Source organism: Bacillus sp. FSL E2-8868 (assembly GCF_038005505.1).
Classification (GTDB): domain Bacteria; phylum Bacillota; class Bacilli; order Bacillales; family Bacillaceae_G; genus Bacillus_A; species Bacillus_A mycoides.
This window is the reverse complement of record NZ_JBBOTI010000002.1, coordinates 578322-604512: the sequence shown is the minus strand read 5'-3', so window position 1 is coordinate 604512 and position 26191 is coordinate 578322. Positions and strand designations below refer to the sequence as shown.

Below are 26191 nucleotides of genomic sequence, written 5' to 3'. Positions count from 1 at the left end.
GCTAGCTTTCTTTACGTTATGGAGAATCTATTTTAAAGGGGATTTTTCGGAATGAACATTAATTTTAGAGGTGATTATATGAGTTCAAAAGAGTCACCAGAAGAAAAAAGAGAACGCATGAGACAAAGTGAATTGAAAAATAATCCTACCGGTTCTTTGAATGATGGACTCAACAGGGCGGAATCAGGTAGCCCCGCTGATATGACAGGTGGTATGAATTGGAAAGGTACAGGGATATTAATTTTAGTGCTAGTTTTAGGATATATTATATATAGTTACTTTTTCAGTTAAGGAAAGCTTGATGGAATTTAGATTTGCTTGATCTAATTATTAGTGAGAATAAAAAAAAGGATTAAAGTCCCCCTGTATTACATATTTTCTTTAAACAGATTATAGTAATACGTAAATTTTTTTTGCTCATAATAGAGCTAGCATAATGCTAGCTCTATTATTTTTTGCCATATTCCTGTAACAAACCTCCTGTATATTCAGTGGTGGAGGTGCAGAAGATGAAAAAAATGATAGCGATATGTCTTCTTACAACATTGTCACTTTCGACTTTAGTCGGGTGTGATGTAAAAGGTAATGATGCTTTACAAGAGTCTAAAATAAAGAAAGCGACGTATAAAGATTTTACTTACGATGTAAATCCTGAGACTTTTACGTTAACTGTAGAACATGATGGTGTAAAAGAACAGGCATCACAACCGTTACCAAAAATGAAGGTATCGAATTTGAAAAAAGACAAGGATCATACATCATGGGAATATCCGGATCAAAAAGTAAAAGTAAATTTAGAAAAGAAAAAAGACCACTTAAATATTGAAGTGGAATCGACTGGTGCAGAAAGTTTTACATGGCCAAAAGTGCAAGCTGAAAATTATACACTTCCGTTATGGGAAGGTAAGCAAATTCCGAGTAATGATGAGAATTGGAAGAAGTTTTTAAAGGATGATGCATATTCATTTGCTGAATCATTTTCTATGAAGTTTTTTGCATTAAATGGTTCTAAATATTCGATCGTATATATTGCGAACAATATGTTTAATAATGAATTGAAATTTCATTCAGATCCGAAAATAGGGTTTGATTTTACACATGAATTCCCGAGTATAAATAAAAATAAAACATATGGATTTCAATTATATGTGACAAATAATGATGCAGTAAGTATTGCTAAACTGTATAAGGATAATATTGCTCGAAAAGGTGAATTTAAAACATTACAAGAAAAGGCAAGAAAAAATAAAGAAATCGAAAAACTTTACGGGGCAGCTCATTTTTACTTTTGGAATCAAAATGGTTTATCAGAAAGTAACGTGAATTGGCCGAAGCTAAGAGAGCAAATAAATAGCCCGGTGTTTAGCCATATAAAAGACCTTATTCAAAAGAATAGTTCAGAGCCTGGGGAATTGAATGTATTTGAGCAGGTGAGTAAACAAGACTTTATCGATAAGTACCAAAAAAATGTTATTTTACGCTATACAAACGAAGTATTATCTATGAAAGAATTGTATAAAGAGGATATTTTCCCGAAAGTTAATCAGGAAGCTAGTGTGTTATTAAAGAAAGGTGTAGATCACTTATCGAAGACAGAGCTGTATAGCTTAAATAAACATTTATTAAAGTCAGTACTCGGTGATGCAGTTGAAGAAGTAAGTAAATGGGGTAAAGCAGATGGAACGGATATAATAAAGGAAATGAAAAAAGTAGGGATAGACAAAGCGTGGATTGGTCTACCGAACTGGGAACAAGGATTTATGCAGCCTAATTTCGTTACAGAAGCTAAGGAAATGGGATATTTAGTTGGTCCGTATGATTCTTACCATTCTATTCACGAAAAAGGTGATAAAAATTGGAACACAGCTTCTTTTAATGACCCATCGTTATATGAAGAAGCCACTGTAACGAAGAAAAATGGTGAGAAAGTGCAAGGGTTTTTAGGGAGAGGCCGAAAATTAAATCCGACATTATCACTTCCTAGTGTAAAAGAACGAATGAACGATATATTACAAAATGGCCCTAAATATAATTCATGGTTTATTGATTGTGACGCGACGGGCGAAATTTATGATGATTATTCAACAAAACATTTAACGACACAAGAACAAGATTTACAAGCAAGATTAAAACGAATGGATTATATTGCACAAGAAAAAGGTATGGTAGTTGGCTCTGAGGGCGGAAATGATTTTGCAAGTAGTACGATTGCATTTGCTCATGGAATTGAAACACCAGTTATTAAGTGGGACGATGAAGATATGAGAAAAAATAAAACAAGCCCGTATTATGTCGGTGGATATTGGTCACCAAATCAAAATGTTCCAGAAAAATATGCAAAACAAGTACCGTTAAAAGAAGAATATAAGCAAGTATATTTAAATCCAGTATATTCGGTGCCATTATATAAACTAGTATACAATGATTCGGTTATTACAACGCACCACTGGGAATGGGGAAGTTTGAAGGTAAAGGACGAGGTTGGAAATCGTATGTTATATGAGTTATTGTATAATGTTCCTCCGTTGTACCATTTAGATGAAGTAGAGTGGAATAAGCATAAAAAAGAAATTACAGAGCATCTGAAAGTTTGGAATGAAGTTCATGAAAAGGCAGTAAAAGAAGAAATGACGAACTTTGCATATCTGTCAGAAGATAAGCTAGTACAATCTACTTCATATGGAAAAGATATTAAAATCATTGTGAATTTCTCAAATAAAGATGTAGAAATAGAAAAAACGAAAATAAAAGCAAAGTCAGCTTTAATTAATAATAATGGGAAGCAAATGATATACACACCAAATGAGAAATAATAAAGTGAAACTTTAATCAGTGGGGGATTTATCCCTCACTGATTATTAGTCATCACCAATCAAGATGGTACGGCACAAACTTGACTCTTTATTCTTGCTAAATTGTGAGGTGAAAATCTTACTACCTGCAAATAACAGAATAATAAATATGTAAATTCGAATATTCCGAAGTATTGGATTTTTTAAGTTGATAAATAGTGACTTGCCAAAAATAAGCACAAGAGTATAATGTGAAATGGAATACATGTTGGATTCAAGAAGTAACCTTACAAAAATGTAAGGTAATTGAAAGGAAATTCAATATGAAGATTAATAGACTTACATTATACTAGGGAAAGAGAAAGAGAGGCGAATGGGTATGAGCTCTGAATTAGAACAAAATACGAGAAGCAATAAAAAACGTTCTAAACGAAAGTCAATAAAATGGTTCATTTTAATTCCATTTTTCCTACTTGTTTTTGGAGGAGTAGGATATGGATCGTTTATATATAACAAAGCAAAAGCTGTTGTAAGTGATGCATATGCACAAATTGATAAGTCATCAAAAAGGGACAAAGAAGTGGAACCTTTAAAGGATAATATTTCGATTTTAATCATGGGTGTAGACGGAAGTGAAATGAGAAAAAGCCAATACGGCGAAGCAGTTCGGACAGATGCACTTTTATTAGCGACAATTAATAAAGATGATAAATCCGTTAAATTAGTAAGTATTCCGCGTGATTCACGCGTTTATATTCCATCTAGAAAGAAATTAGATAAAATTACACACGCACACGTATTTGGCGGTGTTGAAAGTACAAGAGATACAGTGGAAAGATTTTTAAATGTTCCAGTTGATTATTATGTGAAGTTTAACTTTGAGTCATTTGTACAAATTGTAGATTCAATTGGTGGTATTGATATTGATGTACCGGTTACTTTCACAGAACAAGATAGTAAAGACCAAGCAGGTATGATCCATTTAGAAAAAGGTTACCAACATTTAAATGGTGAACAAGCCCTTGCACTTGCTAGAACGCGTAAAATTGACAGTGACACAATGCGTGGTCAAAGGCAACAACTTGTAATTGAAGCAATTGCGAAAAAAGCAATGTCTGTTCAATCAATTAGTAAAATGGGCTCTTTACTTGATGCAGTGGATAACAACATGAAAACAAACTTAACGTTTGATGATATGCTTGCTATTACGAAAAATATGGCTGGATCTGACCTGCAAATGGAAAAAATGCAAATTGAAGGTACTGATAAACGTATTGGTGGTATTTATTATTACAGTCCAAACGAAAAAAATGTAAAAGATATTTCAAAAAAATTAAATGATCATTTGGGTATAACACCAAAACCAGCTCGAAACGAATAGTAAAAAAGATTGGCCTTTGCCAATCTTTTTTTATGGAAATATAGTTGTAACTTTTCTGTAACGATTTTTTATATTAGAAAAACTATACTCATATGTATGAGAATATTGGAGAGGCACATAGTATAAAAAATACTTAAAATTTGTAGTAAGGAAAGATATCATATGCAGAAATGGATAAGCATTTTGGGAATCATTTTTATATTGACTGGATGTAAAATGTCTGAAGCTCCAACAAGTTTAATGGGAGCTCCTGCAAATGAAAAGTGGATTAATGAATTAAAAGAGCAAATAGATAAAGATTTGCCAGTTAATTATCGGTTGCTTACTCCAATGTCTAATAAAGATAAACAGATGATTTGGTCAATGGATTTTAAACAAGATAATAAGAAAGAAGCGATCGTATTTTATAAAGTACCGAATGAAGATCGGAGTATATATTTAGCTATTTATGCGGAAAGCAGCAATGGCTGGAAATTAAAGTCCACTCATACATTTGATGGTGAGAATATAGATATCGTTAAAGTCGGTGATTTTACAGGGAACGGGAAGCGAGAGTTATTAATTGGAATCTCTGTAAGTCGTGAATCTTTAGAACATGTAATGTATGTCTTTTCGGAAGAAAATGATGATATGAAGGAGATTTATAATCGGCAATATACGAAGTTATTTATAGAGGATTTAAATAAAAATGGCCTTAATGATATAAGCCTTGTTACTTATAAAAAAGATGAGCAATTGAAAGTTGAGTTCATTGAACAGTTTAACACTATGTCTGAAGTTACATTTGATCCATATATAAATAGTATTCAACGAATACAAATGGGACGTATTTCTAACAAGTCAAAGGCAGTTGTAATTGATGCAGGAGTTGGGGCTCATTCAGGTATAACATATGTAGCAAAATTTGATCAGGATCATTATGAGGGGCTACCTATAGACGGGAAAGAAGATTTATTCAATGATTATGTTGTGGAAAGTAAAGACGTTAATGAAGACGGCATTATTGAATTTGTTCGTACTGTGCGTCCAAAAGGTTGGGAGGAGGTATCGTACGGAGAGAGCACGATGTTTGAGCGTTATATACAGTGGAGTGAAGAGGGAATTAAACTGATAGAAGAAAGATATGTCAATATAGAGAAAGGTTATTTTGTCAAAATCCCTCAAGCGCTAATTGGAAAAATAACTGTCCCAGTTCAGCAAGAAGCACCGGATGTTCAAAAATTTATAGATGCAACTACAAATGAAACATGGCTTGAAGTCCATATTTTTAAGCGGAAAGAATGGTTCAAAATAAAAGGATACGAGGCAGCAGTTAAAACGGCTTCTCATGTATATGCAGTACCGAAGCAATCAAAATTTGAAAAGGTAAAAGCATATATAAAACCGCTAGCGGATTATCAACAAGAGTAGGGAGGTGGGAATTATGTCAACAATTTTAGTTTTAGAAGATGAAATACCAATCCGTAGCTTTATTGTCTTAAATTTGAAACATGCTGGATTTTATGTATTAGAAGCTAGTACTGGAGAAGAAGCGTTACAGATTTTAAGTGAACATATTGTTGATGTAGCGTTACTTGATGTTATGTTACCAGGGATTGATGGTTTTCAAGTTTGTAAAGCTATCCGAGAAGAAAATAAAAAAATGGGTATTATTATGTTAACCGCACGTGTACAAGATGAAGATAAAGTACAAGGGTTAGGAATTGGTGCAGATGATTATATCGCAAAGCCGTTTAGTCCAGTAGAGTTAACTGCACGTATACAATCTTTATTAAGAAGAATAGAAGTACATGAAGAAAAAACGAATACAATCACGTCTGGTCCGTTTTCGTTAAATATTATAGAAGAAAGATTATATAAAGGTGGACAATTAGTTGATTTAACCCCTACAGAGTACATGATATTACAGTATTTAATGAATCAGGCTTCAAAGCCAGTCTCGCGTGATGAAATTCTAAATATGATTTGGGGAACCAATTACGTAGGCGAGACGAAAGTAGTCGATGTAAATATGAGACGATTACGTCAAAAGATAGAATGTAATCCGTCAGAACCAGAGTTTATCCATACTGTGTGGGGAAAAGGATATGTGTGGAAGGAAACTATAAGATGAGACGGAAAGTGACTTTATATTTTATGACGGTCATTACACTAATGCTTGTATTATTTGAAGTAGCATTTTCAGTTTCTATTTATCGATATTATTATAACGGCATTGTGCAATATGTTGAATCTCATGCAAAGACCAGTACACGTTTTTTCTCGGAATACAATTCACTATATTTTATTCGTTTGCAAGAATATAGCGGAGAAATAATTGAGAGTTTCCAATTAGAAGGAACGGAATTACAATTGATTGATCGTCACGGTACAATTATACAATCGTCAAGTGGGCAAAAGGTTGAAGGTAAAGTGAGTATTCCTTATTCTTTACTAGAGGGGGAAATGTATCACCAAGTTATTACTACGAAAGATAACGTGAAACAATTAGAAGTATTTAGTCCACTTATTCATCAAGGGCAAACTATCGGTGTTTTAAAATATACGACTGTTTTAAAACATGTAAATGCAAAGATTATTGAAATTATTTTGTTTACTATTTCAGTTGGAATTGTCATTTCAGGTATCGTATTCTTAATCAGTAGACGATTGGCGAATTCGTTTGTGAAACCTATCGAATCTATTATTCATGCTTCTTCGCAAATTGCGGAAGGTACATTAAAGGAGCAAATTAAAGAGGATTATCCTGGTGAATTAGGTGAGTTAGCGCATAGTTTAAATTATATGGCCGATAAAATAGAAAAGGCTGAGCAACTGAAAAATGAATTTATTGCCTCTATTTCTCATGAAATACGAACACCTTTAACAGGAATTAAAGGGTGGAGTGAGACGTTAAAAACAGTAGATCATTTAACAGATGAAGAAGTAAAGGTAGGTATGGGAATTATTTCAGGTGAAACAGACCGATTGATTCATTTAGTAGAAGAGTTACTAGATTTTTCAAGATTGCAGTCAAATCATTTTAATTTATATAAACAAAAGGTGCAATTATACGATATACTAGAAGAGACGATTTGGCAATTAACTCCTAAATCAGAAGAGAAACAGATTCATCTAGTTGCTAATTTAGAACGAGTAGAACTAGTAGGAGATCGAAATAGACTAAAACAAGTTTTCCTAAATATTATTCATAATGCTATTAAATATTCAAATGAAAAAAGTACAGTTTACATTGAAGCGACCAAAAGTGAGGGACAAGCCGTGATTAAGGTGACAGATCAAGGTATTGGAATTGCTAAAGAGCATCTACCATTTATAGAGCAGTCATTTTATCAGATTAATAACCATATTGAAGGCGCAGGTATTGGATTAGCTATCGTAAAGAAAATGGTGGAGCTTCATGGTGGTACGCTTAGTATTACAAGTAGAGAAAGAGTAGGAACAACAATTTTGATAAAACTCCCACTATAATTTATATAAAATATGTTTATATAGTGTAATGAAAATAAATAGATGTATAATTATATTGGGTGATTTATATATAAGATTAATAGGGAGAGGAATTCGATAGAATGGAAAAGGCTTTTAAAATTAAACGAGTTGTAGTTGTTTTAATAGCGATTGCAATAGTAGCTATTGGGTATTTCATGTTTCAATCTATTACTTCACCAGCAAAAGCTGTAGCGAAACAAGAAAATGTAGTGCAGCTTGCAAGTGAACAATCGAAAGTTGAAATGAATAAAACGGCACCAAGTCGTTTTAACGGAGTGGAAAGAAAAGTTGCGTATCTTACATTTGATGATGGGCCAGGAAAATATACGGCTGAATTATTAAATATGTTAAAACAGCATGATGCGAAGGCGACATTCTTTTTAATAGGAGCGAATGTAAAAGCGTTTCCTGATTTAGTAAAACGTCAAAATGCAGAGGGGCATTATGTTGGAATGCATAGCATGACACACAATTTTGCGAAGTTATATAAAAATGGCGAATATGTTAATGAAATGAAAGAAGATCAAAGCTTGATCGCAAATATTATTGGAAAATCACCTCAATTAACACGTCCACCATACGGGTCGAAGCCTGGTTTAAATGAAGACCTTCGAAACAAAGTAGTAGAGGGTGGTCTTAAAGTATGGGACTGGACAATTGATTCTTTAGACTGGAAATACAACAAAGTACCAGTCGATGCAGCGGCAGCACAAATCGCTCAAAATGTATTAGCTGGTGCAACAAATCCTCAAGAAGTCATTTTAATGCATGATATTCATCCGCAATCAGTCGCAGCTGTGCCAGCAATATTAAAGGGTCTAAAAGAAAAGGGTTATGAGTTTGAAGCATATCATGAAGAGAATCACTTCCCCGTGAACCTCTGGCATGATAACCGTATGTAATGGAGGAATTGAAGTTGAAATATGGAAAAGTAGCAGTAGTTGGAGCATTATCAGTAGGATTATTATCAGGTTGTTTCGGTGAAAAGCCAGAAGAAAATTTATTTACGGCTTTTGAAGCAGCATCTACACAAGAAAAATCTTTAGCAGATGACACAAAAAAATTAGAGAAGTTAGAAAAGCAAGGACAAGAACTTTATTCTCAAATTTTACAAGAAGGTAAAGAGCATAATGAAGCAGTTTCAAAGAAAATAGAGCAAGCTACTGCAAATGTAGACGAGCGTGAAAAAGTATTGAAAAACGAGAAGGAACAGTTAGAAAAAGCGCAGAAAGAAACGACATCCGTTCAAAATAATATTGAAAAACTCGAAGATAAGAAATTACAAAAACAAGCAAAAACAGTAGAAGAATCGTATAAAAATCGTTATGATGCCTTCCAAAAGATGAATGAGAATTACACGAAGGCGTTAGCGACTGAAAAAGAACTGTATGAAAAGTTAAAAGTAAAAGAAACGAAGTTAAAAGAAATTGGTGAAAAAGTTAAAACTGTTAATGAGTTAAATGTGGAAGCGCAAAAGGCGAAAGAACAATTTAATAAACATACAAAAGAGTATAATGATAATAAATTAGCATTTTATAAAGAGGCACAAATTAAAATTAAAGAACAAAAATAAAGAAAGATCTTAATTATAATAAAAAGCCGGGGAAACATTGTCAAAAATGTTTTTTCGGTTTTTTACTTTAAATGAATAGAAAAGACTGGAATTGATATCATAAAAGAGTTATAGTGAAATATTCAAAGGGAAACATTAGGAAGTAAGGAGATCAATACAGTTGTATAAAACATACGCAAATGCAGATGAATATGTTACATTCTACCTATGAAACAATATAAATCAAAAGAATTCGCTGAAATAATCAATGTGTCTGTAAGAACTTTACAGAGAAGGATAACGAGGGTGTATTGACTGCTTACCGAAACCCTAAAGGAAGAAGATTTTATACAGATAAACAGTATAAAGACTATATGGGGATTCAAGAAGAAAATACCGGAGGATAAAGATTTATGAAAAGAGCATATCTAATAGAAATCCATCCGACAAAAGAACAAATACCTCGAATAAATCAGACTATTGGTGTGTGCAGATATGTTTACAACCTGTATATCTCTAAAAACAAAGAGTTGTATGAAGCCGAAGGAAAGTTTTTAAGTGGGTATGACTTTTCAAAATGGTTGAACAATGTCTATACAAAAGAATGTGACCAGTGGATAAAAGAAGTATCAAGTAAAGCTGTAAAACAAGCGATTATGAACGGGGATAAAGCTTTTAAGCGATTTTTTAAGGGTTTATCTAAATTTCCACGATATAAGAAAAAGAAGAAGCAAGATGTGAAGTGCTATTTTCCTAAAAACAACAAACAGATTGGACAGTAGAAAGGCATAGAGTAAAAATCCCCACAATTGGTTGGGTAAGGTTAAAAGAATATGGGTATATTCCCAAAAATGCGATTGTAAAAAGTGGAACGATAGGTAAAAGAGCAGGAAGATATTTTGTATCCGTGCTTTGCGAATTGGAAGAAACAGAAACGAAGCCAACTTTCAAGCAAACAGGTTTAGGTATTGATTTAGGGGTGAAGGATTTCGCTATACGTAGCGACGGTATCGTTCATGAAAACATCAACAAAACAATAAGAGTAAAAAAGATAGAAAAACGGTTAAGACGTGAGCAACGTTCTTTATCGCGTAAATTTGAAAATATAAAAAAGAGAGGTGAAAAATCTGTTACTAACAAAAGAGCGAATATAGATAAAAATATTCTTAGAGTGCAAAAACTACATGCCAGATTAACAAATATTCGATTAGCGTATGTAAAGTCTATTGTAAATGATGTGGTGAAAACCAAGCCAACATTTATTACAGTAGAAGATTTGAATGTGAAAGGTATGATGAAGAACAAACATCTATCTAAAGCAGTTGCGAAGCAATGCTTTTATACATTTCAAACATGGTTATTGGCGAAATGTGAGGAATATGGAATTGAACTACGTCAAGTAGACAGGTTCTATCCCTCGTCGAAGTTATGCTCATGTTGTGGTCAAAAGAAAGTAGACTTAAAACTATCCGAACGAGTATATGAATGTGACTGTGGAAATGTAATAGGTAGAGATTTGAACGCGTCAATCAACCTTTTACAAGCAAAAAATATACAATACTAACGTAAATAGATTGTATATATGTACGGTGGGCTACATCGGAATTTATGCCTGTGGAGTGTTACAGCAAACTGCAGTAGCGAGTTAGTGGCGAGACAGGACACGCAGAAGCAGGAATACTCTAAGAATGTACATTTGTCTATATTCTTAGTAGCAGAAGGAATTATGTCATATGAATTTTTATTCAAATTAGGTTTAGCACTCTTTTTAGGATTATTCATCGGAATAGATAGGCAGCTAAAGAATAAACCGCTTGGTGTGAAAACAAGTATGGTTATTTCCGTAGCGAGTTGTTTAATTACAATGGTTTCAATTGAATCAGTGAATGTTTATTCTGTACCGGGTCATACAAACATGGATCCAATGCGTCTCGCCGCTCAAATTGTTAGTGGGATTGGTTTTCTTGGGGCAGGGGTAATTTTACGAAGAAATAATGACGTTATTTCAGGATTAACGACAGCTTCTATGGTATGGGCCGCTTCAGCACTAGGTATTGCGATTGGTGCAGGTTTTTATATACAAGCGACGGTTGCTATGATTTTAATTATATTAGCGATTAACGTACTTCCGCAAATTGTGAAAATTGCAGGCCCTTATTCATTAAGACAAAAGGACTTATCTATAAAAATTACCGTAAACAAACATCGAGAGTTAGACGGGATTTTTAAGCAAATTAAAAATTTAAATATGCAAGTGAAACGAGTGAAAATTAAAGATATTGATAATGGGGCATCTCAGCAATTGGAAATGGTCATTTTAGCTCCAGAAGATTTATATACAACTGAATTATATAGTTCTTTAAAAGAAATCGATCATGTTGTTTCAGTAGAAGTTGAAAGTAGATAAAAAGAGTGATGAAAATTCACTCTTTTTTTAATGCATACAAAACATTTTGCTATAATTATTTTCTAAGGGGGATGAGTATGGTGGAGATACATATTAGAAGGGCAATAAAAGATGATATTTCGGCAATTGCAAAAGTGCATGTGGATAGTTGGAAAACAACGTATAAGGGGATATTCTCTAATGAAATTTTAGACAATATAACGTATGACCAACGAGAAAAGCTATGGGAAAGTATATTTCAAAAAGAAGACGGGCATCAATTTAGGTTTGTAGCAGAAACGTTAAATGGTAAAATAATTGGATTTATCGATGGGGGAGTTGGAAGAACAGGTGCATATAATTGTGATGGAGAATTATATGCAATATACATTTTACAAAAATATCAAGGAATGAAGATAGGACAAAGATTATTTCAAGCATTGCTATCGGAATGTAAAAAAGATAATATGCAATCTCTGTTAGTTTGGGTTGTTGCTAATAACCCTTCTAAAAAGTTTTATGAAAAATATAATCCGGAAAAAATTGACACGAAACTTTTAGAAAGACTAAATGTAGAAGAAATAGCATATGCTTGGCGAGATATGGATTGTTTATACAAATCACTATCAATCTAGAAAACGATAATTTTATTATGTAAACTTAATTTACGAGAATGAAAAAATACATCAATTATTATATTGGTGTATTTTTTTGTTGACGGATTAAATGTTTTGAAAAGGTGAAAAGTTTAGCTAGATAAAAAAATTCTGAAATATATCTTGAAATGATTATCATTATCAATTAAAATCATAGTTGATAATAAAATTCAACTGTCAGAAGTTTCACAAAAAAATGATAGTGTTCGTCTAAAAGAGGAGGAGCAGTATGCAGCATGCGAAACAAATCGCGGAACATGCAACAATACAAAGCTTTTTAAATTGTTATTTAAGAGAAACAGGAAGTGGAGAATGGATTACGGAGGATAAAAGGATAGAAAATATTTTCTGCCATTCATTTCAAAGAGACGCTATCCCCACTTATTTATGCTGCCCTTTATCGGCACAAAACGTTACTTTGTATGGGGAAGTTATATATAGATCGTCAACGGACCGTCATCTATTTGGAGAACAATTTTATTACCAAATTGGCGAAAATAAAAATGTTATTAAAGCAGATTATATTACGGTTATTATGTTTTTAATAAAGGAAATGTCTATTAACTATGGAGAAGGTACGAATCCTGATGAACTTATGCTTCGAGTTATCTGTAGTTGTCAAAATATTGAGAAGTTTATACAAGGAAGGGAGCAGGATACAGCTGAATTATATGGTTTCCATACGACTTTTATAGAGGCGGAGCAATCTTTATTATTTGGACATTTAACTCATCCTACACCAAAGAGTAGACAAGGTATATTGGATTGGAAAAGTTCAATGTATTCTCCTGAATTAAAAGGGGAGTGCCAACTTCACTATTTTCGGGCACATAAAAGTATAGTAAGTGAAAAGTCATTGTTACAAGATTCTACAACGGCGATGATAAAAAAGGAATTAAAGAACGATGAAAAGGTAGGTCAAGAATTTATTGAAGAGTACTGTCAAGAAGATGAATATTCATTAATTCCAATCCATCCGCTACAAGCAGAATGGCTATTACATCAATCTTATGTGCAAAATTGGATGAATCAAGGTGTACTTGAATATATCGGTCCAGTAGGTAAGTGTTATATGGCGACATCATCACTTAGAACGCTATATCATCCTCATTCGAAGTATATGTTCAAGTTTTCATTCCCTGTAAAGGTCACGAATTCAATGCGTATTAATAAATTGAAGGAACTTGAGAGTGGACTTGAAGGTAAGGAAATATTGAATACTAAAATTGGAGAGGTGCTAGAAAAGTTTCCGGGATTTGATTTTATATGTGATCCGGCATTTATTACTTTAAAATACGGGGCACAAGAGTCTGGATTTGAAGTGATTATTCGAGAAAACACATTTTATAGTGAAAATGAAAATGATGCAACGCTTATCGCTGGATTAGTACAAGATGCAATTCCGGGTGAAAGAACTCGTTTAGCAAATATTATCCACCGCTTAGCGGATTTAGAAGGTAGAAGCTGTGAAGAAGTAAGTTTAGAGTGGTTTAGACGATATATGAATATCTCTTTAAAGCCGATGGTATGGATGTATTTACGTTATGGCGTTGCATTAGAAGCGCATCAACAAAATAGTGTTGTTCAATTGAAAGATGGTTATCCAGTTAAGTTTTACTTCCGTGATAATCAAGGTTTTTATTTCTGCAATTCAATGAAGTCAGTGCTAGATAATGAACTAGCGGGTATTGGCGAACGTACTGGGAATTTATATGACGATTACATTGTAGATGAAAGATTTCGTTACTATTTAATTTTTAATCATATGTTTGGACTAATTAACGGTTTTGGTACAGCAGGATTAATAAAGGAGGAAATTCTTCTTTCGGAATTAAGGTCTGTACTTGAAGCGTTCCTTCCATATAACCGCGAACCTTCTACATTTTTAAGTGAATTGTTGGAAGAAAATAAATTGGCATGTAAAGCAAATTTGCTAACGAGATTTTTCGATGTTGATGAACTGACAAATCCTTTAGAGCAAGCAATTTATGTACAAGTAGATAATCCACTCGTTAGAGAAGTGGCTGTTCGTTCATAAGTAGTGCTAAAATTTCACGTAATACAAATAATGGAATTTGATATTCCGTATTATAGCGGAGGGATTTATGAAAGAAGAAGTTTATCACATAAAAATATTGAAGGCACTCCAATCAAAAGAGTACATTTCAGTAAGAAGAAGAGTATTCCGGCAATTAGTAGAATCGTTAATTTATGAAGAAGTCATTACGCCGATTCGTATACAAAAGGGAGAGCAAATACTTTTTATTATACAAGGTCTTGATGAAAAGGATCAAAATGTAATGTACCAATGCTATGGGCAAGAACGTATGACATTTGGGCGTATTTGTTTACATGACTCATTAATAATGAGAGTTCAAGATGAGGAAGAAGAAATACAATCAGTTTCACAATTTTTACAGGAGATTTTTCGGATTGTTCAAGTGAATCGAACGAAATTGGATTCTTTTATTCAAGAATTAGAACAAACAATCTTTAAAGATACGATTGCACAATATGAGAGAAGTTGTGAAGAAGACTATCTTGCGAAATCTTATGATGAGCTTGAAAGTCATTTAATAGATGGACACCCGTATCATCCTAGTTATAAAGCACGCATTGGGTTTCAATATCGTGATAATTTTCAATATGGATTTGAATTTATGCAACCAATGAAAATTATATGGATTGCAGTTCATGAGAAATATACGACTGTAGGATATGAAAGTGAAGAGAGTTATAACTGTACCTTTAAAGAAGAAATTGGTGAAAAGAAAATCGAAGAGTATATGGATCGTATTCGAACAATGGACTGTGATTCGAAGAAGTACATGTTTATACCTGTTCATCCTTGGCAGTGGGAGAACTTTATTATTCCGAATTATACTGACCATATACAGGGTAAATATATTATTTATTTAGGGAAATCAGAAGATGATTATTGCGCGCAGCAGTCGATGCGGACATTAAGAAATGTTACGAATCGAGAGAAACCATATGTAAAGTTATCAATGAATTTACTCAATACTTCAACTATCCGTACATTAAAACCACATTCGGTTGTGAGTGCACCTGCTATATCGAATTGGTTAAAAGATATAGTAAATCATGACCCTTATTTAAGGGATGAATCGCGTTTAATTTTGTTAAATGAATTTTCGAGTGTTACGTACGATGCGAATAAAAAAGCTACGTATGGCTCATTAGGATGTATTTGGCGCGAAAGCGTTCACAAATATTTAGATAAGAAAGAAGAGGCAATCCCATTTAACGGTTTATATGCCAAGGGAAAAGATGGGACACCAACTATTGACTTGTGGTTAAAGAGATATGGAGTAGAAAGCTGGTTACAATTGCTTATTCAAAAAGCAATTATCCCAGTTGTACACCTCGTTGTAGAGCATGGAGTCGCATTAGAATCACATGGACAAAACATGATTTTAGTTCATGAAGAGGGAATACCAGTCCGTATTGCACTAAAAGATTTTCATGAAGGACTGGAGTTTTATCGTCCATTTTTGAAAGAACTCGAAAAATGTCCAGACTTTACTAAAATGCATAAAACATATGCGAATGGTCAAATGAATGATTTCTTTGAAATGGACCGTATTGAATGTTTACAAGAAATGGTTTTAGATGCGCTTTTCCTATTCAATCTAGGTGAACTGGCTTTCGTGCTGGCAGATGAGTATCAGTTGAAAGAGGAACAATTTTGGATCATTCTCGTTGAAGAAATAGAAGATCATTTTGAAAGATTTTCGCATTTGAAAGAACGTTTTGAAGCATTACAATTATATGCACCTACATTTCATGCAGAGCAATTAACGAAGCGTCGTTTATATATGGATATGGAATCGCTTGTTCATGAAGTTCCAAATCCATTGTATAGAGCAAAGCAACTTACAATACAAAAATCAGTTGTTACAGGGGGAAATCATGCTAATCGTTAATAAACAAGAATTTAGCAAATATGATTTTGAATTGAGATTACAAGGTTACGAGGGAGTGGAACAATTTCAAGAAGCAGTAGGAAATAGATTTGCACTTTGTCTGAAAAATCCATTCGATATTATTACGCTTGTGTTTTTCCTAAAAGAAAAAAGAGCATCTGTACTACTTATTCATGAAGATACGCCAAAGGATACAGCTATTGAAATGGCAAAGCGCGCAAAGTGTACTGCACTTTTATACGGAGAAAGTAACGACTTTACAAAATTAGAAGTTCCAAATCTATTACAAGAAGAACCGTCTTTATTGCAGTATAGTTCAGGTACAACAGGAGAGCCAAAACTGATTCGTAGAGCATGGACGGAAATTGAAACAGAAATTGCTGCTTACAATGAAGCTTTAAAATGTGAAGAAGACGAAGTGCCAATTGTAATGGCTCCAGTTTCACATTCATACGGATTAATTTGTGGCACGTTATCAGCAATTACGAGAGGTAGTAAGCCTATAATCATTACAAATAAAAACCCTAAATTCGCATTAAATATAGTTCGTAATACCGAAAAACATATCATATACGCAGTACCACTTATGTTACATATTATGGGGAGTTTTCCACAAGGGACTTTTCAGTTTCATAAAATTATGACATCAGGATCACCTTTGCCAGAAACGCTATTTTATAAGTTAAAGGGCATGACGAAATACATGATGCAGCAGTACGGCTGTTCTGAAGCTGGTTGCATTAGTATATGTCATACTATGGAAACACATTTGGATTTAGGAAAACCACTTCCTCATGTAAGTATTAACATAGGTTCAAATGAAGATGAACCTGAAGAAATCGTAGTGAAAATTGCTGAAAAGGAGATTTATACAAAAGATTTAGGTTATAGATCTGAGCAAGGCCTTCATTTCATGGGGCGAATAGATGATGTTATTAATGTGTCCGGTCTAAAGGTATTTCCTATAGAAGTGGAAGAAACGATGCTTCGATTAGAAGGTATTCAGGAGGCGATTGTATACCGGGGCAAGCATCCTGTGATGGGAGAAATAGTAAAAGCGAAAGTAGTCTCTCGTATTGAACCAGTACAAATACGAGAATGGTGCATACAGCATTTACCGTCTTATAAAGTGCCACATGAAATTGAAAATGTAGCAGAGATTCCGAAAAATAAAACAGGGAAAGTAAGTCGGAAGTTATTAGAGATGGGAGAGATAACAACATGAGTCGTGAAATGTTAAAAGAAGCAGTTTTAAGTATTATGAGAGAAAAAATGGAACTGAAAAATGTAACGCATTTAGAAGAAACGATGCGTTTAAATCAAGATTTATATATAGATTCGGTAATGATGTTACAGCTTATAGTATACATAGAAATGGATTTAAAGCTATGCGTTCCAGAGGATGAGATAGACCCAAAGGCGTTTCTTACTGTAGGATCTTTGCTTGACTTTATGGAAGAGTTACAGCCGTTACACGAAATAAATGTGAATAACTAACCTTTTAGGAAAGTGGATGAGAGTATGACTTCAATTAAAGTTCACTGTTTAGTGAGTTGTTTTTGTGAAATTATAAAAAGGCGTAGCGATATAGATTTCCGTCCATTTTATTTCGGATTATGGGATGGAGATTTTGATATAACAGAAGGCGGGATTATTTCTTATCATTCCGAAAACATTAATCATGATAACTACTTACTTTGGTATGAAAAATTGTATGGCATTAAAGTGAACGAATGGTACGATCATTCAAAAGATAAAAGTAGCAATGTAGAAACATTTTTAGAATTAGTAGAAAATAAGCCGGAAAATCGTTACGTAATTGTAATGGTTGATATGTCTTTATTGCCTGAGAGAGAAAATAAGTTTCATCAAAAACCGTTTCCGCATTACTTAATGATATCGAAGACAGAGAAAGAAGAGGAATGGTTCATGCTTGATCCTGATTTTCGCTGGGAAGGGAATATGGAAAGAGAAAAAGTGCTCCATTCTGTTAAAGACAACCCATTTGGTGGAGGCTATTTCATTGATATAGAAGGAATTCAGGAGCCAACACAAGAGATGGTAGAAAGTTATTTCATGGAAACATTCAAAAAAGATGATAATGAACTAACAATGGAATTAAAAAAATTAATAATAAAAATGGTAAATGAAGAGGATGGGTATTCACTTTCCGGGCTCGTAACGGCAGTAAAGCAAATACCCGTATTGGCAATACGTAAATATAGCTATGAACATGCCTTTGCATACTTCCGTGAAACTTTACAATATTCGGAGCAAGAATTTGATTATTGGTGTGATCGAGTGGAAGACATTGTACAAGGATTTACAAATGTACAGTACCGTGCTATTAAAATGGCAATGACAAATAATAAAGATATGTTATTACCAATTGTTGAGAAACTTGATGAAATGAATACAATTGAACTGCAAATTAAGGATGAACTAGAGAAACAGTTTCTGTTATGGAAAGAAATGATAACAAATCAGTCTTTCTTAACTAATACAAGTTCATTGAATTTAAGATAAGGGAGTTCAAACCAATGAAATATTCGCTATGTACAATTTCATTTCGCCATCAACTAATTTCATTTACTGATATTGTTCAATTTGCATATGAAAACGGTTTTGAAGGAATTGAGTTGTGGGGGACCCATGCACAAAATTTATATATGCAAGAGCGTGAAACGACAGAACGAGAAATAGATTATTTAAAGGATAAAAATTTAGAGGTCACGATGATAAGTGATTACTTGGACATATCATTATCAGCAGATTTTCAAAAAACGATGGAAAAATGTGAACAGCTGGTAATACTAGCTAATTGGTTTAATACAAATAAAATTCGTACATTTGCCGGGCAAAAAGGTAGTGAGGATTTCTCGGAACAAGAGAGAAAAGAGTATGTGAAGCGAATTCGCATGATTTGTGATCTATTTGCTCCGCATAATATGTATATACTATTAGAAACACATCCAAATACGTTAACGGATACTTTGCCGTCTACTTTGAAATTGTTAGAAGAAGTAAATCATCCATATTTAAAAATAAACCTTGATTTTCTTCATATATGGGAGTCTGGTGCAGACCCTGTAGATAGTTTTCATCGATTAAAGCCGTGGATACAACATTACCATTTTAAGAATATATCATCAGCGGAGTATTTACACGTGTTTGAACCAAATAATGTATATGCCGCTGCTGGAAGTCGTATAGGAATGGTTCCATTATTTGAAGGTATTGTAAACTATGATGAAATCATCCGGGAAGTGAGAGATACTGATCATTTTGCTTCGCTTGAATGGTTTGGGCATAATGCGAAAGATATATTGAAAGAAGAAATGAAAGCATTAACGAATAGAAAATTAGAAGTAGTAAGTTCATAAGGTGAAATGATGAAAGAGTCTCGTTTAGGAGACTCTTTTTTTATTTTTATCAATAACCAAAAATTACCATGTATTTAATTTCGGATTTGATACAGTTTAATATATATAAGGAGGTGATCGGTAATGGCTAGAAATCGTAACGCTAATCAATTAGCATCACATGGAGCACAAGCAGCTCTAGATCAAATGAAATATGAAATTGCACAAGAGTTTGGTGTACAGCTTGGGGCTGATACTTCTTCACGTGCAAACGGTTCTGTAGGCGGTGAAATTACAAAACGCCTTGTAGCGATGGCAGAACAACAGCTTGGTGGCGGATATACTCGCTAAATGTAGAAGGTTATAGGAGAAAGGAAGGATTCTTCCTTTCTTTTTTATTTTCAATTAATTGGTATGGATATATTGTGAACAGGATTCAAAGAATAGGAGTAATGCTATAATTTACCCAATTTCTTTTGTTGTAAATGGAAAGTAGTAAAGATGAAATAGCCCTGGTGGAATGTAAACATAATTTCCAGCAGGGCTATTATATGGTAAGAAATATATGATGAAAGGTTCCGAAATCAACATGTTAAAAAAAGAAAACTGTTGTTTAATTGCACTTGCATCAGTTCCACTTGTTATGACGCTAGGTAATTCAATGCTTATTCCAATCCTGCCAACCATTGAAAAGAAATTACATATTTCATCTTTCCAAGTATCCATGATAATTACAATTTATTCTATCATTGCAATTATACTTATACCGATTGCTGGTTATTTATCAGATAGATGGGGACGAAAGATGGTAATGGTTCCAAGTTTATTAATTGCAGCTATTGGAGGAGCGATAACGGGATGGGTATCATGGAAAGTTGATAACCCTTATGTTTGGATTCTTATCGGAAGAGCAATTCAAGGGATAGGTGCTGCTGGTGCTATGCCAGTTGTCATACCATGTGTCGGTGATTTATACAAAGATGAAAAACAGGTTAGTGCAGGTTTAGGAATCATTGAGACGTCAAATACATTTGGAAAAGTATTGAGTCCCATATTAGGATCAGCTCTTGCAGCAATTGTATGGTTCTTACCATTTTGGGCGATTCCAGTTTTATGTGTAATATCGATTGTTTTACTACTGGTACTAGTAAAGGCGAAGAAACAAGAAGAAGAAGCCCCACCACTTAAGGAATTTATTCAATCTATTATCTCTACGTTTCGAGAAAAGGGAAGATGGTTAATTGCCATTTTTATACTAGGTGCAATTATTATGCTTATTTTATTCGGAATACTTTTTTATCTGTCAACTATACTGGAGTCGAAGTACGATATTCATGGTATATGGAAAGGGTGTGTACTCGCTATTCCTTTACTTGTACTATCACTTAGCTCATATATGGCTGGTAAAAAAATTGGAGATAAACAAGATATTATGAAAAAGTGTATCTATATTGGATTTTTACTGGCTGCTGCATCTGTCTTCTTACCTTTATTTCTAAAAGGAATCTATTTGCTACTTCTTTGTCTCGTTATTATGGGGGGAGGAATTGGTATGGCGTTACCATGTCTAGATGCTCTTATTACACAAGGGATTGAAAAAGAGCAGAGGGGGACAGTTACGTCATTTTATAGTTCAATGCGATTTATCGGTGTAGCAGCTGGACCACCCCTGTATTCTTTTTTTATGAAAGGGGCAGACCATGAAGTGTTTTATTTAACAAGCATCTTCGCTGCTATTGGTGCTGTCATAGCAATTATTTGGATTAAACCAGCAAAAGATAAAATGATGTTAAAACAGAAACCGGAACCAACTTCATAATGCGAAAGAGAATTGCATGCCAATTACATAACATGCAATTCTCTTTAATTAGTTAGGAAAAATAACTTGTTTTAACATATAAAGTGCGACTCCCCATATGATTAGCCCTGAAATTTTATTTAATACTATAATCGTTTTTCCTGTCGAGTCAAATCCTTTAAGAAATTTTCCAGCAAAAGCTAAACTAATAAACCAGATCCAAGAAACTATAATTGTTGCAAAAGTGAAAGCCCATTTCTCACTTCCTATGTACTGTATAGAGTTTGTTCCGATTACACCAATTGTGTCTAAAATTGCGTGTGGATTTAGTAATGAAACTGATGCGGCGAAAATAATTTGATTTTTTAAAGGCATGCTTTTTTCTTGTTTTACATCATTTGAAGGATCGCTTCTCCAAATAACCAAGCCCATATACATAAGAAAGAAAAATCCAATCATATACAAGGTGGTTGTTAACCAAGAGAAAGTTAAGAGGACAAGGGAGACACCTTGTACAGCAATTAATATTAATAATGTATCACATATAGATGCAGTCAAGACTACAGGAGCAGCTCGCCAAATATTTGGTTGACTAGCGCCTTGGTTAAAGACGAAAACATTTTGGACACCTAATGGAATGATAAGACCAAATGCAAGGATGATACCGTGAATAATTGCTTCACTCATCAGATTACCTCCTACTTAATTTGATTAATTATGATAGTCTATATTGTATAGAAGAAATGAAAATTTGTATCCATCCATATGGTTGGATAGGTTACCAACCATAAAGTATGTGAGGTGAGATAATGGAAAGGCTCGTTTGGAAACCTAATATGTCTTCATCTGTTCCTTTGTATAAACAAATAGAATCTTATATAAAAGAGAGAATTGTTAATGGGGAATGGACAATTGGAACTAAATTACCTTCACAAAGAGATTTGGCGCATACGTTTGAAGTGAATCGAAGTACAATTGTAATGGCTTTCGATGAATTAGTAGCAAAAGGGTATGTTGAGGGGAATGGCCGGAAGGGAACAATTGTTATAAATAATAGTGAGAGTACTTCTACATATGCCCCGCCTCCAAACTGGCAGTCTTATGTAGAAACAGGACTTCATTATCCGAATCTTCCTGCTGTACAAGAGATTAATCAAGCTGAATTTACTCCCAATGTAATTCGATTAGGAACAGGTGAACTTTCACCGAGTCTCTTGCCTGAGAAAAAGATGAAGGGTATTATTAATAAAATTCTACAATCAAATGTTACACTTGGGTATGAGGAACCGAAAGGAAATCTCCATTTAAGAGAAAAAATTGCGGAATATTTAAAAGGGCATGGGGTATATGTATCTCCTGACTCTATTTTAATTGTTTCGGGAGCAATCCAAGCACTGCAACTTATTTCAATGGGGCTTCTTCCGAAAGGAGCGTCAATTTTATTAGAAAAACCATCATATTTATATTCGCTTAATGTATTTCAATCAGCAGGAATGCGCTTGATTGGAATACCAATGAATGAGAATGGTATAAATACTTCCTATATCACAAAATATAAGAAACAATTTAACGCATCTATTTTATATACAATCCCATCTTTTCATAATCCGACCAATTTTAGTATGAACGCTAAGAAGAGGGAAGAAGTGATGGAGATATGTAATGAAATTGGATTACCTATTATTGAGGACGCGGTATATCAAGATTTATGGTTCGATGCACCAGTTTCAAAGCCTTTAAAGGCATATGATAAAAATGGTATCGTGCTACATATTGGAAGTATGTCCAAAGTCATTAGTCCTGGTTTAAGAATTGGGTGGGTTGTTGGATCAGAATCAGTTATTCAAAGATTAGCAGATATAAAAATGCAAACTGATTATGGTTCAAGTTCTATATCCCAGCAGATTGCAGCGGAGTGGTTTGAAAATGGATTGTATGATGAACATTTACAGTTTGTAAGAAGTGCATTGAAAAAACGTAGAGATTTTATGATAAGTATGTTAGAAAAGTATTGTAGTGGCATTGCAACTTGGCATGAGCCAGTAGGAAGCTTTTACATTTGGCTACATATAAATCTACCAATTTCGAATCGTAGTTTATTTGAAAAAGCTTTACAAGAAAAGGTGTTGTTAAACCCAGGCACTTTGTATGATAGAAGTGCTAACCAATTTTTACGTCTTTCTTATTCCTATGCAACTGTAGAAGAAATTGAAGTTGGAATAAAAAAGATTGCGCAATTAATTAAAGGGTAAAAGGAGAAAACCATGAAACAATATGTGATTTGCCAAATTATCGATGGGGATAAATATTTAGCTGCTTATGCAGAGACAAAACAGGATGCAGTTGAAAAAGCAGAACTGTTAGGATTAAGAACCGGAAACCGTTACATAGTAATTACCGCAGAAGAAGCTGAAGGGTTAACTTATCCTTAAATAATGGGAGAGTACATAAGAAGTAAATAAGCCTAATAATGTACTATATTATTAGGCTTATTTACTATTAAAGTGTGACAGGGAAAATAATATAATTATGAGTCAAGTTGGCGGAAATACCGATTTGTTTTTCGATCCTGATTGCCGTCTCTATATTCATCAACATATTGTCTGAAGTTCCAGGATTGTAAAAACTTATTAGCTGCATTATAACCAGAGTTATAGAGCCATTCTTTCTCTTCTTTAGTTAGTTGAAAATTAGTACTGGTAATGATTCCTGTTGGAATTGTAATAGTTCTAGCCTTTGATTCTTTATCTAAATGACGTAAATCATGAGCTTGCATCATCGTTTTAAATAATCCTTTGAACATGGAAATAGGTTCGTCATAGTGGGCGGGATCAGCTTGAATCTCATCTTTTACAAAATGAAATCCAAAGGTAGGCCAGCGAGGAGAAGTCGGTGAATCGAAAATCCAAATTGGGTAATTACTTAAAATACCGCCGTCAACCATATAACAAGGTTGTTTCCATTTTGGGGTTCTCCATTTCACTGGTTCGAAGAAGAAAGGAATGGTTCCACTCATTCTTACTGCTTTAGCGATAGAGAAGCGATAATTTAAAAATCCGTAGTTTGGCAAGTCATCGGGAAAAATAACCATTTTCCCATTGCTTATATCTGAAGCGATAATTTTGAGTTTATTCAAATCGGGTAAGTCTGTAAACAAATGAATTCCTTTTTTTCTAAGCAGGTCTTCTAGCCATTCTTCGAGAAATACATTTGAATAAATACCTAGAGTAGACCAAGCGCTTAATCCTTTACCAATAAAGGGGATTTTATCAAGAAAAGTTTTTTTGGTAAATTTTTCATAATCAATGTCTGTTACAATCGTCTTTAATTCGGAACAAGAATATCCTGCTGCTAGAAGAGCTGCAATAATAGCGCCGGCTGATGTTCCAGCTAAACGTTCCCATTCATATCCTTTTTCGGCTAACGCGCAAATTGCCCCTACATGAGCAATTCCGCGTACACCGCCTCCTTCAAAAACACCATCAATTTTCATTGAACATACTTCCTTTCTAAAAAATGAAAATGGAAAAAAAGCACGTATTGTACGTGCTTTTTTACAATAGTTTTTAAGTTTACTAGCAGCCTACAAAGCCGCCCCAACAGCTAGCTCCGATGATGATTAGAAGGATAAATAAAACGATTAATAAAGCGAAACCTCCATAACCACAACCGCCACCACAACTACCGCCGTAACCGTAACCACCGCCGTAACCGCCGCAACTATATCCGTAACCCATGTGGAATTCCTCCTTAAATTAAAAATAAAAATGAACGAGGGGAAAATGTACTGGAAGAAATAAAGAACTATCGTGTTTGTAGGAACAATGTATACTATGCTTTTTTAAACTTGTTCGCGTACGAGGGATAAGCCCGTTTTTTGGAGGGCTTGTTGAATTTACAATGAATGAAGTATAATCTTTGTGCTATGATACAAATAAGTATGTAAATGTAAGGAGAATTTATGGAACAGAAAATTGAAATATTAATTGATAAATATGAACTAACACATTTGAAACAGGAACTTATTAATACTGTATTTCCTTGTGTAAAAGTTGTGCCAAAACAACAGGAAATAATTGCGATAGGCAGTTCGAAAATGGGCGGAGTTCCTGATTTGCCAAATACATTTGAATATCCAACATACAAAGAGAATCCGTTACGTTTTATCGCACAATTTAATTTAAGTGATTTACAAAACGTTGGTATGGATCATAATCTTCCTAAGACAGGGATGTTATATTTCTTTAGTATTGAAAATTACTTTGAAGAAGATGTGGATCCAACCGAAGCTGGACGTGTACTTTATTATGATATCCCTGTAGAGCAATTACGTAGAGCAGATGAAATACAAGCGAAATATAACCAGTGCGCAATTACTTTTGAACTGACGTATAAATTACCGGAGCTTTTCATTGAAGATGAGGCGGATTCAGATCGTTTCTTGCAATTACTTGAAGAGCTAATCCCAGACAACTATGATAATCATCAAATGTTTGGAGAACCATTCTCTGTACAAGATGAGGTATTGTACGAGACTGGACAATATATGGGGATAGATCCACAGCATATGACGCTCTTATTCCAAATTGATTCAGATACTAAAAATTGTAATATGATGTGGGGAGATTTAGGGATGCTTTATTTCTGTATTGGAAATGAAGACTTGAAAAATCGCCATTTTGAAAATACATGCTGTGTGTTACAAACTTGCTAAAAAAAGGGTTGTTCTTTTTCTAAAAGAACAACCCTTTTAAAAATGTTAAATATGCATAATCTCATATGACCTATTTTGAAAAGTATTGTATACTCTGAAACTATACGATAC

At 33.9% G+C, this 26191-nt stretch carries 24 protein-coding genes and 2 pseudogenes; 23 read left to right on the top strand and 3 right to left on the bottom strand.

From position 1 onward, the window contains the following. Positions 1-78: 78 nt before the first annotated feature. From NSS74_RS14105 to NSS74_RS14010, 20 genes and pseudogenes are all read left to right on the top strand, one after another. Positions 79-291 (top strand): DUF6366 family protein, encoded by a 213-nt coding sequence (locus NSS74_RS14105; RefSeq protein WP_002031378.1) that lies wholly within the window; start codon positions 79-81, stop codon positions 289-291. A 218-nt stretch (positions 292-509) separates the two neighbouring features. Beyond that, the gene (locus NSS74_RS14100) at positions 510-2813 is read left to right on the top strand and encodes a glycoside hydrolase (RefSeq protein ID WP_016102199.1); all 2304 of its coding nucleotides are present in this window, start codon (positions 510-512) and stop codon (positions 2811-2813) included. 358 nt (positions 2814-3171) lie between these two features. After that, positions 3172-4173, top strand: a complete 1002-nt coding sequence (locus tag NSS74_RS14095; protein ID WP_340813831.1) for an LCP family protein — start codon at positions 3172-3174, stop codon at positions 4171-4173. Between the two features lie 162 nt (positions 4174-4335). Then, positions 4336-5583, top strand: a complete 1248-nt coding sequence (locus NSS74_RS14090; RefSeq protein ID WP_002189310.1) for a hypothetical protein — start codon at positions 4336-4338, stop codon at positions 5581-5583. Between the two features lie 13 nt (positions 5584-5596). Further along, the gene (locus NSS74_RS14085) at positions 5597-6286 is read left to right on the top strand and encodes a response regulator transcription factor (RefSeq protein ID WP_002189311.1); all 690 of its coding nucleotides are present in this window, start codon (positions 5597-5599) and stop codon (positions 6284-6286) included. Next, entirely contained in the window at positions 6283-7644 is a 1362-nt protein-coding gene (locus NSS74_RS14080) for a sensor histidine kinase (RefSeq protein ID WP_002189312.1), read from the top strand. Before NSS74_RS14085 ends, NSS74_RS14080 begins: the two co-directional genes overlap by 4 nt. 101 nt (positions 7645-7745) lie before the next feature. Continuing rightward, positions 7746-8567 carry a peptidoglycan-N-acetylglucosamine deacetylase gene (locus tag NSS74_RS14075; RefSeq protein ID WP_002189313.1) on the top strand — a complete coding sequence of 274 codons (822 nt, stop codon included), beginning with the start codon at positions 7746-7748 and terminating at the stop codon, positions 8565-8567. Positions 8568-8581: 14 nt separating this feature from the next. Next, the gene (locus NSS74_RS14070; protein ID WP_002189314.1) at positions 8582-9238 is read left to right on the top strand and encodes a YkyA family protein; all 657 of its coding nucleotides are present in this window, start codon (positions 8582-8584) and stop codon (positions 9236-9238) included. Positions 9239-9445: 207 nt separating this feature from the next. Continuing rightward, positions 9446-9598: pseudogene (locus NSS74_RS14065) on the top strand (MerR family transcriptional regulator); the annotation flags it as partial. Between the two features lie 32 nt (positions 9599-9630). Continuing rightward, positions 9631-10786: pseudogene (locus NSS74_RS14060) on the top strand (RNA-guided endonuclease InsQ/TnpB family protein). A 157-nt stretch (positions 10787-10943) separates the two neighbouring features. Beyond that, positions 10944-11624 carry an MgtC/SapB family protein gene (locus NSS74_RS14055; protein WP_002012374.1) on the top strand — a complete coding sequence of 227 codons (681 nt, stop codon included), beginning with the start codon at positions 10944-10946 and terminating at the stop codon, positions 11622-11624. Between the two features lie 77 nt (positions 11625-11701). After that, the gene (locus tag NSS74_RS14050; protein ID WP_149190408.1) at positions 11702-12238 is read left to right on the top strand and encodes a GNAT family N-acetyltransferase; all 537 of its coding nucleotides are present in this window, start codon (positions 11702-11704) and stop codon (positions 12236-12238) included. A gap of 250 nt (positions 12239-12488) precedes the next feature. After that, positions 12489-14297, top strand: a complete 1809-nt coding sequence (locus NSS74_RS14045) for an IucA/IucC family protein (RefSeq protein ID WP_061689797.1) — start codon at positions 12489-12491, stop codon at positions 14295-14297. Between the two features lie 67 nt (positions 14298-14364). Beyond that, a complete protein-coding gene (locus NSS74_RS14040; RefSeq protein ID WP_340813825.1) occupies positions 14365-16206 on the top strand; it encodes an IucA/IucC family protein in 1842 nt (613 codons plus the stop codon). Beyond that, the gene (locus tag NSS74_RS14035) at positions 16193-17431 is read left to right on the top strand and encodes an AMP-binding protein (protein WP_149190410.1); all 1239 of its coding nucleotides are present in this window, start codon (positions 16193-16195) and stop codon (positions 17429-17431) included. The genes NSS74_RS14040 and NSS74_RS14035 overlap by 14 nt, the downstream gene beginning before the upstream one ends. Further along, positions 17428-17703, top strand: a complete 276-nt coding sequence (gene asbD / locus NSS74_RS14030; RefSeq protein ID WP_002064932.1) for a petrobactin biosynthesis protein AsbD — start codon at positions 17428-17430, stop codon at positions 17701-17703. Before NSS74_RS14035 ends, asbD begins: the two co-directional genes overlap by 4 nt. Positions 17704-17727: 24 nt before the next feature. Next, a complete protein-coding gene (locus tag NSS74_RS14025) occupies positions 17728-18732 on the top strand; it encodes a DUF6005 family protein (protein ID WP_061675416.1) in 1005 nt (334 codons plus the stop codon). 14 nt (positions 18733-18746) lie between these two features. Further along, positions 18747-19589, top strand: a complete 843-nt coding sequence (locus NSS74_RS14020) for a sugar phosphate isomerase/epimerase family protein (protein ID WP_061689799.1) — start codon at positions 18747-18749, stop codon at positions 19587-19589. 123 nt (positions 19590-19712) lie between these two features. After that, on the top strand, positions 19713-19919 hold the full coding sequence (locus NSS74_RS14015; RefSeq protein ID WP_000113539.1) for an alpha/beta-type small acid-soluble spore protein: 207 nt from the start codon (positions 19713-19715) through the stop codon (positions 19917-19919). A gap of 217 nt (positions 19920-20136) precedes the next feature. Next, positions 20137-21387, top strand: coding sequence for an MFS transporter (locus tag NSS74_RS14010; protein ID WP_078176796.1), 1251 nt, complete (start codon positions 20137-20139; stop codon positions 21385-21387). Positions 21388-21435: 48 nt separating this feature from the next. On the opposite strand, the gene NSS74_RS14005 is transcribed toward NSS74_RS14010, so the two are convergent. Beyond that, positions 21436-22053, bottom strand: a complete 618-nt coding sequence (locus tag NSS74_RS14005; protein WP_340813823.1) for a LysE/ArgO family amino acid transporter — start codon at positions 22051-22053, stop codon at positions 21436-21438. A 122-nt stretch (positions 22054-22175) separates the two neighbouring features. On the opposite strand from NSS74_RS14005, the gene NSS74_RS14000 reads away from it, so the two are divergent. Next, positions 22176-23618, top strand: a complete 1443-nt coding sequence (locus tag NSS74_RS14000) for an aminotransferase-like domain-containing protein (protein WP_061689802.1) — start codon at positions 22176-22178, stop codon at positions 23616-23618. Positions 23619-23630: 12 nt separating this feature from the next. After that, the gene (locus NSS74_RS13995; protein WP_002012388.1) at positions 23631-23798 is read left to right on the top strand and encodes a DUF3933 family protein; all 168 of its coding nucleotides are present in this window, start codon (positions 23631-23633) and stop codon (positions 23796-23798) included. Positions 23799-23893: 95 nt separating this feature from the next. On the opposite strand, the gene NSS74_RS13990 is transcribed toward NSS74_RS13995, so the two are convergent. Together NSS74_RS13990 and NSS74_RS13985 are read right to left on the bottom strand one after the other, a co-directional pair. Further along, complete coding sequence (locus tag NSS74_RS13990) at positions 23894-24859, bottom strand: patatin-like phospholipase family protein (protein ID WP_002141372.1); 966 nt, start codon at positions 24857-24859, stop codon at positions 23894-23896. A gap of 82 nt (positions 24860-24941) precedes the next feature. Beyond that, entirely contained in the window at positions 24942-25103 is a 162-nt protein-coding gene (locus NSS74_RS13985) for a YjcZ family sporulation protein (RefSeq protein WP_002012392.1), read from the bottom strand. 224 nt (positions 25104-25327) lie between these two features. On the opposite strand from NSS74_RS13985, the gene NSS74_RS13980 reads away from it, so the two are divergent. After that, positions 25328-26080, top strand: coding sequence for a YwqG family protein (locus NSS74_RS13980; RefSeq protein ID WP_002141373.1), 753 nt, complete (start codon positions 25328-25330; stop codon positions 26078-26080). Positions 26081-26191 lie beyond the last annotated feature (111 nt).

What these genes read in the sequence shown, in the direction of transcription:
- NSS74_RS14010 (WP_078176796.1), top strand. Translation starts at nt 20,137, where the DNA reads ATGAAAGGTTCCGAAATCAACATGTTAAAAAAAGAAAACTGTTGTTTA.
- NSS74_RS14080 (WP_002189312.1), top strand. Translation starts at nt 6,283, where the DNA reads ATGAGACGGAAAGTGACTTTATATTTTATGACGGTCATTACACTAATG.
- NSS74_RS14020 (WP_061689799.1), top strand. Translation starts at nt 18,747, where the DNA reads ATGAAATATTCGCTATGTACAATTTCATTTCGCCATCAACTAATTTCA.
- NSS74_RS13985 (WP_002012392.1), bottom strand. Translation starts at nt 25,103, where the DNA reads ATGGGTTACGGATATAGTTGCGGCGGTTACGGCGGTGGTTACGGTTAC.
- NSS74_RS14000 (WP_061689802.1), top strand. Translation starts at nt 22,176, where the DNA reads ATGGAAAGGCTCGTTTGGAAACCTAATATGTCTTCATCTGTTCCTTTG.
- NSS74_RS14015 (WP_000113539.1), top strand. Translation starts at nt 19,713, where the DNA reads ATGGCTAGAAATCGTAACGCTAATCAATTAGCATCACATGGAGCACAA.
- NSS74_RS13990 (WP_002141372.1), bottom strand. Translation starts at nt 24,859, where the DNA reads ATGAAAATTGATGGTGTTTTTGAAGGAGGCGGTGTACGCGGAATTGCT.
- NSS74_RS14035 (WP_149190410.1), top strand. Translation starts at nt 16,193, where the DNA reads ATGCTAATCGTTAATAAACAAGAATTTAGCAAATATGATTTTGAATTG.
- NSS74_RS14040 (WP_340813825.1), top strand. Translation starts at nt 14,365, where the DNA reads ATGAAAGAAGAAGTTTATCACATAAAAATATTGAAGGCACTCCAATCA.
- NSS74_RS14090 (WP_002189310.1), top strand. Translation starts at nt 4,336, where the DNA reads ATGCAGAAATGGATAAGCATTTTGGGAATCATTTTTATATTGACTGGA.
- NSS74_RS14100 (WP_016102199.1), top strand. Translation starts at nt 510, where the DNA reads ATGAAAAAAATGATAGCGATATGTCTTCTTACAACATTGTCACTTTCG.
- NSS74_RS14050 (WP_149190408.1), top strand. Translation starts at nt 11,702, where the DNA reads ATGGTGGAGATACATATTAGAAGGGCAATAAAAGATGATATTTCGGCA.
- NSS74_RS14095 (WP_340813831.1), top strand. Translation starts at nt 3,172, where the DNA reads ATGAGCTCTGAATTAGAACAAAATACGAGAAGCAATAAAAAACGTTCT.
- asbD (WP_002064932.1), top strand. Translation starts at nt 17,428, where the DNA reads ATGAGTCGTGAAATGTTAAAAGAAGCAGTTTTAAGTATTATGAGAGAA.
- NSS74_RS14055 (WP_002012374.1), top strand. Translation starts at nt 10,944, where the DNA reads ATGTCATATGAATTTTTATTCAAATTAGGTTTAGCACTCTTTTTAGGA.
- NSS74_RS13980 (WP_002141373.1), top strand. Translation starts at nt 25,328, where the DNA reads ATGGAACAGAAAATTGAAATATTAATTGATAAATATGAACTAACACAT.
- NSS74_RS14075 (WP_002189313.1), top strand. Translation starts at nt 7,746, where the DNA reads ATGGAAAAGGCTTTTAAAATTAAACGAGTTGTAGTTGTTTTAATAGCG.
- NSS74_RS14045 (WP_061689797.1), top strand. Translation starts at nt 12,489, where the DNA reads ATGCAGCATGCGAAACAAATCGCGGAACATGCAACAATACAAAGCTTT.
- NSS74_RS14105 (WP_002031378.1), top strand. Translation starts at nt 79, where the DNA reads ATGAGTTCAAAAGAGTCACCAGAAGAAAAAAGAGAACGCATGAGACAA.
- NSS74_RS14005 (WP_340813823.1), bottom strand. Translation starts at nt 22,053, where the DNA reads ATGAGTGAAGCAATTATTCACGGTATCATCCTTGCATTTGGTCTTATC.
- NSS74_RS14025 (WP_061675416.1), top strand. Translation starts at nt 17,728, where the DNA reads ATGACTTCAATTAAAGTTCACTGTTTAGTGAGTTGTTTTTGTGAAATT.
- NSS74_RS13995 (WP_002012388.1), top strand. Translation starts at nt 23,631, where the DNA reads ATGAAACAATATGTGATTTGCCAAATTATCGATGGGGATAAATATTTA.
- NSS74_RS14085 (WP_002189311.1), top strand. Translation starts at nt 5,597, where the DNA reads ATGTCAACAATTTTAGTTTTAGAAGATGAAATACCAATCCGTAGCTTT.